Here is an 11,170-nt window from a genome sequence, read left to right on the forward strand (position 1 = left end):
CATCATGTTTGATTATTTAAGAGGTAAACGCGTTGTTGATCCTGTGCTGACCAGTGTGGCACGGGGTTACAAGAATGCCGCGTTTATCGGCGAGAGCATCTTACCCATCGTTCAGGTAGAGAAAGAAGGCCTCATAGTGCCGTTGTTTGGTAAAGGCGCATTCGTTGAATATGACACCGAACGTGCAATCGGCGCAGAAAGTAATGTTCTGCTGCGTGAGAAATCCAGTTCGATGGATTTGGTGCTCAACGAGCACGATCTGGCTGCGCCAGTGGACTACCGCGAACAGGCCGAATCGCTGTTCAATGAAGAGGCAAAAGCCATTCGTCGTGCGACTAACGGCGTCAATCTGAAGCGCGAACTTTATGCCGTCCGACTGGCACAAGACCCGAAGGTCTATCTGGCTGCGTCTAAAAAAGCACTGGCTGCTGCGGAGCGCTGGGTAAACGGTAAGGGTGAACCCGTCACTGCGATTGAAGCAGGTATCGAAGCTGTCCGTAATGCAACGGGCTTACGCCCGAATTTGATGACGATGGGTGCCAGTGTGATGTCGGCATTGCGTTATCACCCTGCTATTCAGGCACAGATTGGTGCCAATGAGCGCAAGCGCATCACAGCGGAAATCCTGCAAGACATTTTCCAAATCAATAAGGTGTTGATCGGCGAGCCGGTTTCATCGGAATCGGAGAAGAAAGATACGGGGGATATCTGGGCTGACAACCTGATGCTGCACTACGTTTCACCACCGCAGCCAGGCACTGAAAGTGCGGACGAAAATGAACCATCGTTCGGTTACACCTTCCGCCGCAAAGGGATGCCTGTTTCTGACAAATATCCGAGCGTGGGCGGCAAAGTCTCTTACGCGCGTTTCACCGATATCTACAAAGTCTCGGTGGTTGGCGGCGATGCTGGGTATCTCATCACCAATATCCTGAAATAACGAGGGCATTATGGGAGCCACTCAACAGGTCACTCTGACCACCACGGTGATCGCCACCGCTGCCCTGGTACAGCAGCGTTTTGTCGGTGCAGATAACGCCCCCTGTCAGGCGGGTGCTGCTGCATTAGGCGTGGCTGAAGTCGATGCCGCGTGGGGCGATGCAGTACCGGTCAATGTGCTGGGTATCATTGTCGTAGAAGCTGTCGGGCGTGGTATGTCAGTCCAGTCCGATGATACCGCCCGCGCCGTTCTGCTGACGGAAGCGGGCGTATCGAATGGCATCGCACTGGATGCAGCCCTCGCCGAAGGCGACGTCATCCGTATCCTGCGCGGGGTGTAACCATGTACTGCACGTTGGCGGATTTACTCGAACAGGTGCCGGAGTCCACGCTGATCCAGTTGACCAATGAGGCGGTTGGCTTTGATGCACCACCACCGGTTAACACCACGGTAGTGGACAGTTGAATCCGCTATGCCGATGAGTTGATCGACGCCCATCTGCGTGGGCGTTACACCTTACCGCTGACAGAAATCCCCACCGTGCTACGCGACATCGCGGTCACGTTAACCCGTTACCGGTTGTATGCCCGCCGCCCGGAAGGGGCGATGCCAGATACGGTAAAAGACGACAATAAAGCGGCCACGCGTCAACTGATTGATATTCGTGATGCGAAGCTGACACTGGCCTTACCGTCAACCAGTCAGGATGTACCCGAGTCCGGCGAGTTTCGGGTACGGGCGCGTCGAGCAACCTTTGGCGGCCACAATGGCATGCTGGAGAAATACTGATGGACGTCAATCCGGTTATCGAGGCAGTGGTTGCTCGTCTGAAAGAAAAGCTGCCCCAGCTACAGATTGAGTATTTTCCGGAGAAGCCCGCCGATTTCCGCCTCCATCATCCCGTGGGGGCGATTCTGGTGAGCTACGCTGGTTCTGGCTTTGGCAAGCCGGAGGATATCGGCGCAGTGATGCAGTCCCACACCCTCACCCTGAATACAACTGTCGTTTTCCGTCAGTTAAACGGGCGTCAAGGCACGGTGGCGGTGCTGGATGTCGTGCGTCGGGTGATGTGCGGTTACAAACCGCCGAACTGCCGTCGCAAAATCTGGCTGGTGCGTGATGTTTTTTTGGGCAATGTCGGCGGGCTGTGGCAGTACGCGCTGGATTTCGCTACCGAATCCGTCCAGATGGAAGACACCGATTTACCCGATGGGCCGTTACTGACCGTCGTTAATTATGAGGAAAGTGAATCATGAAATACCGTTATACCGGCCCATCCAGTGGCGTCACGCTGGCTGATGGCACCGAGATGCTGCTGTGGCCAGGCAGTGTGGTTGATCTCCCTGAGGCGCACGATTACGTCAAAACGCTGGTCGCGTTAAAACATTTACACGCCGAGCCGGATGTTACCATTGTATCCACCTCCCGCCGTAAAAATGCCGGTGAAGAGAAATTGGAGGTGAACAGTGGCAGCTAACTATTTACACGGCGTCGAAACCACGGAAGTGGAAAACGGCGCACGTCCGGTGAAAACCGTGAAGTCCGCCGTTATCGGCCTGATCGGTACGGCATCCACGGGGCCGGTCAATACCGTCACGCTGTGCCTGTCAGAGAAAGATGCGGCACAGTTCGGCAGCCAGTACAGCGGTTTCACCATTCCGCAGGAGCTGGATGCGATTTACGACCACGGCGCGGGAACGGTGCTGGTGATTAATGTGCTCGACCCAGACGTGCATAAAACCCATGTCGATAGTGTCAGCGTAACGTTTGCCGCTGCGACAGGAAAAGCGCAACTGGCACAGCGGGCGGTGGCTAATCTGTTGTTACATCAGTCGCTGGAAACCACGCCGTATATTAATGGCACGGACTACCAGCTCGATGCGCAAACCGGTGTCATTACCCGGCTGAACAGCAATATCCCGACCGATGACGCGGTACTGGCCAGCTACGATTATGCCGACCCGACTAAAGTGACGGCGGCAGAGATTATTGGTGCGGTCAACGCAGCGGGAAACCGTACCGGCATGAAGCTGCTGCACGATACCTATAACCAGTTCGGCTTCTTTGCCAAAATCCTCATTGCGCCGGTGTTCTGTACCCAGAACAGCGTCAGCGTGGAGCTGATTGCGCTGGCTGACAAACTGGATGCCATCACCTATATCGATGCGCCGATTGGTACCACGTTTGCGCAGGTGCTGGCAGGTCGTGGGCCTGCGGGCAGCATCAACTTCAATACCAGTTCAGACCGTGTGCGGTTGTGCTATCCGCACGTCAAGGTCTATGACGCACAAACCAACAGCGAACGGCTGGAGCCGCTGTCGCAGCGTGCAGCAGGGTTACGTGCCAAAGTCGACCTGGAGCGAGGTTTCTGGTGGTCGTCTTCCAATCAGGAACTGCTGGGCATTACCGGCGTTGAGCGTCAACTATCGGCGATGATCGACGATCCGAACAGTGAAGTGGACCTGCTGAACGAACAAGGTATTACTACCGTGTTCAACAGCTACGGCTCCGGGTTGCGCCTGTGGGGCAATCGCTGCGCGGCGTGGCCAACCGTTACCCATATGCGTAACTTTGAGAATGTGCGCCGCACTGGCTATGTGATCAATGACTCCATCCGCTACTTCAGCCAGCAATACATCGATATGCCGATCACCCAGGCACTGATCGACGCACTGACCGAGTCGGTGAACGGCTATGGCCGCAAGCTGATTGGCGACGGTGCGCAGTTGGGTTTCAAATGCTGGTATGACCCGGCACGTAATGAAGAAACAGAGTTGGCCGCGGGCCACCTGTTGCTGAGCTACAAATACATGCCGCCACCGCCGTTAGAGCGGTTGACGTTCGAGACGGAGATCACCTCCGAATATCTGGTCACGTTAGAGGGCAATAGCTGATGGCTGGAAAAATTGAAGTAAACCGCATCACCAACGCCAATATTTACATTGATGGGGTGAACCTGCTGGGGCGTGCTGAAGAAGTAAAGTTGCCGGATGTCAGCATGGTGATGCAAGAGCATAAGGCGCTGGGGATGGTGGGCAAAGTTGAACTGCCTGCCGGGTTCGACAAACTGGAAGGCGAAATCAAGTGGAACTCGTTCTATCGTGACGCGATGCTCGGCGCAGCGAACCCGTACAAGACGCTGGCGTTGCAGTACCGATCCAGCGTCGAGCGCTACAGTTCGCAGGGGCGTATTGATGAAATCCCACTGGTGACGTACATGACCATCATGTTCAAGAAGAACCCGCTGGGAACCTTCAAGCAGCATGAAAACGCCGAGTTCTCCAGTAGCTTCACTTGTTCTTATCTAAAGCAGGTACTTGACGACGAAGAGCTGCTGGAGCTGGATTATCTGGCCAACATCTTCCGCGTGGGTGGCATCGACCAACTGACGGACTATCGCATGAATATCGGGGGCTAAGAAGAAATAGCATGAGTGAGTAAATTGTATTACGCGCAGATCAGATTAAGGTGCTGGCTGACTTTGCAAAGTCGGAAGGCCAGCCTGCTTACACCATCACCCACGGCACTATTCCTGCTTTTGAAGCCAATGATGGCACGATGGTGCCGGAGTATAGCGGGCTGATTGCCTATTCCGAGTCTGAGCAGCATGGCGTACTGCAACTGAACTAAGCAACCGCTGTATTTTTTCTATATAAAGGAGGGATAGGTTTCCCTCCTTTTTTCGTTAACTGCCATGAATATTGATTTTCCGCACCCCACGCCATACTGCCCCTGAACGCTAATTCGCATTAATTGCTTCAGGAGCATAAATATGTCTGAAACCTTTCCATTATCGATCCCCCATAGCACTGCCGCAGGCGTCAAGCTTGAATCCCTGTCCCTACGGCGTCTGTAGGTCAAAGACCTGAAAGCCGTGCGTAAAATCAGTGATAAAGCGGAGGACTGGGATGACTTGCTGATTGCCCGCGCCAGTGGCCTGCCGCCTGAAGATTTGGATGGGATGGATTTGGCTGACTATCTGGCGTTGCAAAAACGATTTCAGCACCTTACAGGGGTGGTTACATCATCCGAAAACGCTGATTCAGGCGCAGGCGCTGCTGGCGAGGTGGTTTCGGTTTCAGCCAAGTGAGTTGAATGAGCTGGGGCTGGATGAATTTGAAAGCTGGCTGGAAACAGCCAGCGAACAGATTAAGCGTGAGAACGGCGATAGCGACTAATCAGGGCACCGACACCCGCAAATAACGCGGCGAGGAGATAGACGGCGGGTTGCAGGAGAAACGCGGCCAGGGCCAGCGATAATAGTGCCGCACCGCCGCCAATCATCAGCATCCAGACAAACGGCTCACTGCTGCTGTTAACAGTATAGATAATCAGTTTTGCCAGCAGATAAATATATGTCCCGCCAAATACCGTTATCAGCAGTCCTTTACATGCCATCAGCGCATTTTCCATATCCGTATCCCTGTTTCGCATCGTTAAAAGGAATCATAAATCGTGGCCACAGAATTTTTCATAGGTGTGATTATTGGCGGGGCTATATCCGGCGCATTTCGCAGTGCCGTAACGGGAACACGCCGCACGCTGGATTCAATTGGCGAAACCACGCGTCGCCTGCAGGAACGCCAAAATGCGTTAACGCGAGCAACAGAACGTTATGGTCAACTGGGCTCACGCGCCAGTCAGCGATTAAACAGCGACCTGCAACGTGTCGGGCGAACAATGGAACAGCTACAGCGCCAGCAGAACCGACTTGCAGCAGCAGCGGCAACCAGCGATGCGGCACGGACAAACCGGATGGCGCTGAATGCCGTCAAAGATGCCTTTCCCGATGCGGTGCGGTTAGCCCGTGACACAGGTCAGGCTGCAACGTTCATCGTGTCAGCACGGCAATCTCTGGCAGACGTTGATAGCCGTAATCTTGCTGCGGCATTGAACACGGTCTCCGGGCAGTTTGATGCTGCAGGCGTACTGCTGAAAAATAGCTCCCCGGCGCTTAGTAAGATGACATCGGCCATTGTGGCGAGGAAAGCATGAAATACATCGAGCATGTGACGAAAATGGGTGACCGCTGGGACTCGCTGTCTCAGTATTATTATGGTGATCCGCTGGGCTATGACCGGATCATCATGGCAAACCCACATGTGGCCGTTACGCCCTCATTACCGTCCGGCATTGTTCTCTTGATCCCAATGATTGAACAGGATGAAGTCGAAAATGCTGAGGAGGTCGCGCCGTGGCTACGTTAATTCCCCAAACGACTGCGCATTCGGGAACCTCCGAAGTCCTGCAGCCGGTGTTTACCCTGTGGTATCTGAAAAAAGATATCACCAACGATATCGCACCTTACGTCACCCGCGTCAGCTATAGCGACAATATCAAATCGGAGTCGGACACCATTGAGGTTGCACTGGATGACACCGATGGTCGCTGGCTGGATAAATGGTATCCGGGTAAAGGCGATACGCTAACGCTGAAGCTCGGTTACAGTGGTGAGAGGCTGCTGTCCTGCGGCACATTTTCTATCGATGAGATTGAAATCAGTGCGCCACCGTCAACGGTATCCATTCGCGGTGTGGCCACATCGGTCAACACCGCGCTGCGCACCAAATCCAGCCGGGGCTTTGAAAATACCACGCTGGCTGCTATCGCAGGTCGCATCGCTAAAAAGCACAGCCTGAAATTGGTCGGCGGTATTGAATCAATAAAGGTCGATCGCGTCACGCAGTATGCGAAAATCGATGTCGGCTTCCTGAAACGACTGGCCAGCGAGTATGGCTATGCCGTTAAAGTCCTCAGCGACCAGTTGATCTTTTCCCATCTGGGCACCTTGCGACAGCTTGACCCCGTAAAGCAATTATCAGCCCGCTGATGTCGCCCGCTATTCTCTGCGTGACACCATCAACCAGGTCTATAAGTCGGCAAAGCTGAAGCACCAAAAGGCCAGCGACAAGAAACTGGTGACGTACCATTCCGATGGGAGTGCCGCAACTCACCGCAGGCAACAAAATAGAGTTGGTGAAATTTGGTCAACTATCCGGGCAATGGCTTATTACTAGCGCCCGGCATTCGTTTGATCGCAGTAGTGGTTACGTGACCGAACTGGAAGTCGCTCGAGGCCCGGTGACCAATGGCAAGAAAAAGAAAAAAACGCAGACGCTGACGGTTTACAAAGCGGATGGCACGACCACTACGACAACGACCGTGAAGGAAAAGAAAAAATGAGCGTATCACGACAGGTGGGCACCGTCAGTGCCGTTGACCCGCAGAGCGTCCGCGCCCGCGTTCGCCTGCCCGAATGCGATAATATGCGCACCAATTGGCTTGATGTCCTGCAACACAATACCCAGAACAATAAGGACTACTGGCTGCCCGACGTCGGTGAGCAGGTTGTCGTGCTGCTGGATGAAAATGGTGAGGATGGCGTTATCCTGGGCGCGGTCTATTCCAGCGTCGATAAGACACCGGTCAACAACCCGGAGGCACGCGGTGTTACCTATTCCGACAGCGCCGCGTTTTACTAAGACCGTAAGGCGCATACATTAACCATCAACGGCGGCATTGAGCATATCGTGATCGTCTGTGGTACGGATGTCACGGTGAAGACACAACGAGCCAGCATTGATGCGCCAGAAATGGAAGTCACGGGCAATTTACTGGTGAAAGGTATGCTGACCTATCAGGGCGGCATGGCGGGTTCTGGCGGGAATGGCACGGCAGCAACCATTCAGTGCAATGTCAGCGTTCAGGGTGATATTGATGCCACCGTCACAGTGATGGATGCCGGTGGTAAGGTCATGGACAAGGGCGGCAACTCGAATCATCACTCGCACTAACAAAATGCTTTTTCATCCCCTTTAATAACCAACCATCCTAGCGGGGGCGATACTGCCTCCATGAATATTCATTCTGTTTACTGGCAACCGGCCCTGCAACACCCTGGCGAACTTGTCGAGGGCGTTGCCGATATCACACAGGCCATTCACATCATTCTGCGCACGCCACGCGGCAGCGATCCGCATCGTCCCGAATTTGGTAGCAACCTGCACCTCTACATCGACTACCCGATTGACCGGGCAATTCCGCACGTCGTGCGGGAGACGGTCGAAGCGATCAAACGCTGGGAGCCGCGCTGTAAGCTTATGGCCGTGAAGCCGCTGATTGATGGCACGCATATGACACTGCGCCTGAGTTGGGAAACAACCAGCGGCGTACCACAGGCTACGGAGGTGCTATGGCGGTAACAACCGAACCGGTCTTTATTGAACGCGATGTGGCAAAGATTACCGCTGAGTTGATTGCTAAATATGAGGCAGACAGCGGTAAGATACTGTATCCCGCCCAGGCTAAACGCCAGCTGATTGATTTGATGGCCTACCGTGAAATGCTGGTACGCAGTGCGATTCAGGATGCGGCCAAACAGAATCTGGTGCGTTATGCCCGTGCGCCGATGTTGGATTATCTCGGCGAACTGGTGGGAACGTATCGTCTCGCGGCATTGGCCGGGCAGACAACGCTGCAGTTTAGCGTCGAAAATGTGTTGTTGACCGATACGTTGATCCCTTCAGGAACCCGCGTCAGCGCATCCGACAGCGTCGTATTTGCGACCGACAGCGATGTGATAATGAGGGCTGATACACTGAGCACAACAGTGGCTGCAACCTGTACGCAGGCGGGGGACGTTGGCAACAACTGGCAACCGGCGCAAATCAGCACGTTGCTGGATGAAATTGACGATATCGATTTCACGGTAAGGAATCTTACTGCCAGTGCTGGTGGTTCTGATGAAAAGAAATCGATGACCGGCTGCGCGAACGCATCCAGTTAGCCCCTGAGTCCTTCAGCACGGCAGGCTCAAAGCTGGCCTATCGGTATCATGCGCTGAGCGCTCACCCCGATATTGTCGACGTTGCGGTGGTCAGCGCTGAACCTGGCACTGTGCATTTATATCCATTGCTGTCGACGGGCCTGCCTGATGACAGTGTGCTGGCGCAAGTAATCAGCGTTTGTTCAGATGAAAAAGTCCGGCCACTCACGGATACGGTAGCCGCAAAATCCCCGGTTCCGATTGAATACTCACTTCATGCCAGATTGACGCTCAAACGCGATGTGCAGGCATTGCCAGTGAAACAGGCGGCACAACAGGCGGCATTAGCCTGGACAGAACAACGTCGGGCAACACTAGGACAGGACATCGTCTCCAGTCAGATTAATGCCACCTTGTTGCTCGATGGGGTTTACAGCGTTGAGTTGCTATCCCCGGCATTGCTGGTGCTTGATGACTGGCAACTCGCTATCTGTACCGACATCGCAATAACCATTGCAGGTGCGGCTGATGAGTAAAAGCCTTCTCCCGCCCCCGCTGGCGTCTGATCTGCGATTTAGCGTGCTGGCATCGCTACTGGACAGATTCGACGTGCTGCAGGTTGAAGCCGTCATTGTCTATCTGGTCGATATCGTCGACAGCAGCGCACTGGATGCACTTGCCGAGCAGTTCTCACTGAAGGAAGACGGTTGGCGATTGGCTGAGTCTGAAGATGCCCGCCGCGCCATGATTAAGTCAGCGATAGAGCGGCATCGATTCAAAGGAACTGAATGGGCCGTTCGTGACGTTATCCGTAGTCTTGACTTTGGTAATGTTGAGTTAATCGAACACATCAGACGCCTCAGTTACAACGGTATCCGCAGTTATAACGGCCATATGGTTTACGGCGACCCCAGTAAATGGCCGGTTTACCGCGTTCTGCTACAACAACCCATCACCAATGACCAGGCGCAGATGCTGCGTAACACACTGGAAATGATTACCCCCCGCCCGCTGCCTTTTGGCCAGTCTGGAATATCTGGGGGTGCCTATTCGCTACAACGAAACCGCGTCATATGACGGTTGCTACAATTACGGGAGTGCATAATGGCTAACCTACCTGAACAAAAAGAATGGATTGATGGTATTTATCAACTGGAGACGTCTGACCCCGTTATCGGTGGCCCCGGTGGTATTTCCAACCGACAAGCGGAACAGTTGGCCAAGCGTACTGCATATCTGAAAGACCAGCAGGAAAAAACAGGTGAGGATTTATTATCTCATACCAAAGCGGCTGACCCACATACACAGTACGCACCTAAAGCCAGCCCCACGTTGACGGGAACGCCAACAGCGCCAACTGCAGCAGCGGGCGTCAATAACGCACAAATCGCCACAACGGCCTATGTGATGGCGGCTATTGCTGCGCTGGTCAATGGTTCTCCAGGTGCATTAGATACGTTAAAAGAGCTGGCCACTGCGTTGGGAAATGACCCTAACTTTTCGACCACCATATTGAATAAGCTGGCGCAAAAACTGGAGAAGGAACAAAACGGCGCAGACATTCCCGACAAAACAAAATTCATGGAGAATATGGGATTAAAATCGGCCGGTACACGGGCGGTAGGCACGGGAGGGGATGATATTCCGGATATTCCGGATATTACGCTTAGTGATGGTCGCTATTTAGGGAAAACTGCCACGGCGGCAGCGGCAACGAAACTGGCTACCGCGAGAAAAATTGCTAGCATGATGTTTGATGGCACTGCCGATATCATACTGACGCCTGCAAATATAGGTGTATTAGCGGTTACTGGCGGCACTCTGACGGGCAATCTGGTTTCGACGGCCTCAGATGTGTTACGCATGATTTTTGGAGGGTATGGAGCCATTGTCAGACAGGACGGCGGTGGATTCTATATTCTACTGACGAATAAGGATGCGGCCAACGGAGCATTCAATAGCCTGCGACCACTTCGAATTGACCTGGTCACAGGAAATATTGAGTTTGGTCACACGGCTAACGCCTCTGTGCTTCAGGAAAAAGGTCAGCGCGTCTACAGTCCTAACAATAAGCCCTCAGCGGCAGATATTGGCGCGTTGCCTGCAGGAGGGACAACAGCAGCAGCCACAAAATTATCAATGCCCAGAAAAATTGCCGGAGTGGCATTCGACGGTACGGCGGATATTGCATTAACTCCGGCTAATATCGGTGCATTACCCGTGGCAGGAACGGCAGCAACGGCGACTAAGCTGGCAACAGCACGCACAATTAATGGCGTGGCCTTCGATGGCACAGCGAATATCGCACTTACTCCAGCCAATATCGGCGCATTGCCTGCTGCTGGAACGGCGGCAGCGGCCACTAAACTAGCGACAGCAAGGAAAATTAATGGTGTTGCATTTGATTGCTCGAAAGATATTAACCTCACTCCAGAAAACCTCGGTTTAGTAGAAATCGTAGAGAC

General features: G+C 53.6%; 11 protein-coding genes and 7 pseudogenes. 17 read left to right on the plus strand and 1 reads right to left on the minus strand.

Annotation, left to right across the window (positions count from 1 at the left end; all coding sequences use genetic code 11):
- Window positions 1–4: 4 nt before the first annotated feature.
- The 9 genes and pseudogenes from CS369_RS08510 to CS369_RS08550 all read left to right on the plus strand — a co-directional run bounded on the left by CS369_RS08510 (window position 5) and on the right by CS369_RS08550 (window position 5,030).
- Complete coding sequence (locus CS369_RS08510) at window positions 5–940, plus strand: hypothetical protein (RefSeq protein ID WP_196906752.1); 936 nt, start codon at window positions 5–7, stop codon at window positions 938–940.
- A 10-nt stretch (window positions 941–950) separates the two neighbouring features.
- Window positions 951–1,280 (plus strand): capsid cement protein, encoded by a 330-nt coding sequence (locus CS369_RS08515; protein ID WP_196906753.1) that lies wholly within the window; start codon window positions 951–953, stop codon window positions 1,278–1,280.
- Window positions 1,281–1,282: 2 nt separating this feature from the next.
- Window positions 1,283–1,729: pseudogene (locus tag CS369_RS08520) on the plus strand (gp436 family protein).
- Entirely contained in the window at window positions 1,729–2,196 is a 468-nt protein-coding gene (locus CS369_RS08525) for a Gp37 family protein (protein ID WP_196906754.1), read from the plus strand. The pseudogene CS369_RS08520 and the gene CS369_RS08525 overlap by 1 nt, the downstream one beginning before the upstream one ends.
- A complete protein-coding gene (locus CS369_RS08530) occupies window positions 2,193–2,417 on the plus strand; it encodes a hypothetical protein (RefSeq protein ID WP_374191043.1) in 225 nt (74 codons plus the stop codon). The genes CS369_RS08525 and CS369_RS08530 overlap by 4 nt, the downstream gene beginning before the upstream one ends.
- The gene (locus tag CS369_RS08535) at window positions 2,407–3,834 is read left to right on the plus strand and encodes a phage tail sheath subtilisin-like domain-containing protein (protein WP_196906755.1); all 1,428 of its coding nucleotides are present in this window, start codon (window positions 2,407–2,409) and stop codon (window positions 3,832–3,834) included. The genes CS369_RS08530 and CS369_RS08535 overlap by 11 nt, the downstream gene beginning before the upstream one ends.
- Window positions 3,834–4,358 (plus strand): phage major tail tube protein, encoded by a 525-nt coding sequence (locus CS369_RS08540; RefSeq protein WP_196906756.1) that lies wholly within the window; start codon window positions 3,834–3,836, stop codon window positions 4,356–4,358. Before CS369_RS08535 ends, CS369_RS08540 begins: the two co-directional genes overlap by 1 nt.
- 50 nt (window positions 4,359–4,408) lie before the next feature.
- Window positions 4,409–4,570, plus strand: a complete 162-nt coding sequence (locus CS369_RS08545; RefSeq protein ID WP_244664906.1) for a hypothetical protein — start codon at window positions 4,409–4,411, stop codon at window positions 4,568–4,570.
- A gap of 142 nt (window positions 4,571–4,712) precedes the next feature.
- A pseudogene (locus CS369_RS08550) lies at window positions 4,713–5,030 on the plus strand (phage tail assembly protein).
- A 59-nt stretch (window positions 5,031–5,089) separates the two neighbouring features.
- Here the strand turns inward: CS369_RS08550 and CS369_RS08560 are convergent.
- On the minus strand, window positions 5,090–5,353 hold the full coding sequence (locus CS369_RS08560) for a hypothetical protein (protein WP_196906757.1): 264 nt from the start codon (window positions 5,351–5,353) through the stop codon (window positions 5,090–5,092).
- Between the two features lie 42 nt (window positions 5,354–5,395).
- Between CS369_RS08560 and CS369_RS08565 the strand changes: the two are divergent.
- The 8 genes and pseudogenes from CS369_RS08565 to CS369_RS23435 form a co-directional block, all read left to right on the plus strand.
- Window positions 5,396–5,704 (plus strand): annotated as a pseudogene (locus CS369_RS08565) (phage tail tape measure protein); the annotation flags it as partial.
- 227 nt (window positions 5,705–5,931) lie between these two features.
- On the plus strand, window positions 5,932–6,147 hold the full coding sequence (locus CS369_RS08570; RefSeq protein ID WP_196906758.1) for a tail protein X: 216 nt from the start codon (window positions 5,932–5,934) through the stop codon (window positions 6,145–6,147).
- A pseudogene (locus CS369_RS08575) lies at window positions 6,135–7,123 on the plus strand (phage late control D family protein). Before CS369_RS08570 ends, CS369_RS08575 begins: the two are co-directional and overlap by 13 nt.
- A pseudogene (locus CS369_RS25105) lies at window positions 7,120–7,734 on the plus strand (phage baseplate assembly protein V). Before CS369_RS08575 ends, CS369_RS25105 begins: the two co-directional pseudogenes overlap by 4 nt.
- 60 nt (window positions 7,735–7,794) lie before the next feature.
- A complete protein-coding gene (locus tag CS369_RS08585) occupies window positions 7,795–8,142 on the plus strand; it encodes a GPW/gp25 family protein (RefSeq protein ID WP_196906759.1) in 348 nt (115 codons plus the stop codon).
- A pseudogene (locus tag CS369_RS08590) lies at window positions 8,133–9,241 on the plus strand (baseplate J/gp47 family protein). The gene CS369_RS08585 and the pseudogene CS369_RS08590 overlap by 10 nt, the downstream one beginning before the upstream one ends.
- Window positions 9,234–9,810, plus strand: a pseudogene (locus CS369_RS08595) (phage tail protein). The pseudogenes CS369_RS08590 and CS369_RS08595 overlap by 8 nt, the downstream one beginning before the upstream one ends.
- Window positions 9,810–11,170 (plus strand): hypothetical protein (locus tag CS369_RS23435; protein ID WP_244664905.1); only part of this gene is annotated, 1,361 nt, incomplete at its 3' end. The pseudogene CS369_RS08595 and the gene CS369_RS23435, both read left to right, overlap by 1 nt.

The sequence above is a fragment of the Candidatus Symbiopectobacterium sp. 'North America' genome (genome assembly GCF_015762685.1).
In the GTDB taxonomy this organism is placed as follows: domain Bacteria; phylum Pseudomonadota; class Gammaproteobacteria; order Enterobacterales; family Enterobacteriaceae; genus Symbiopectobacterium.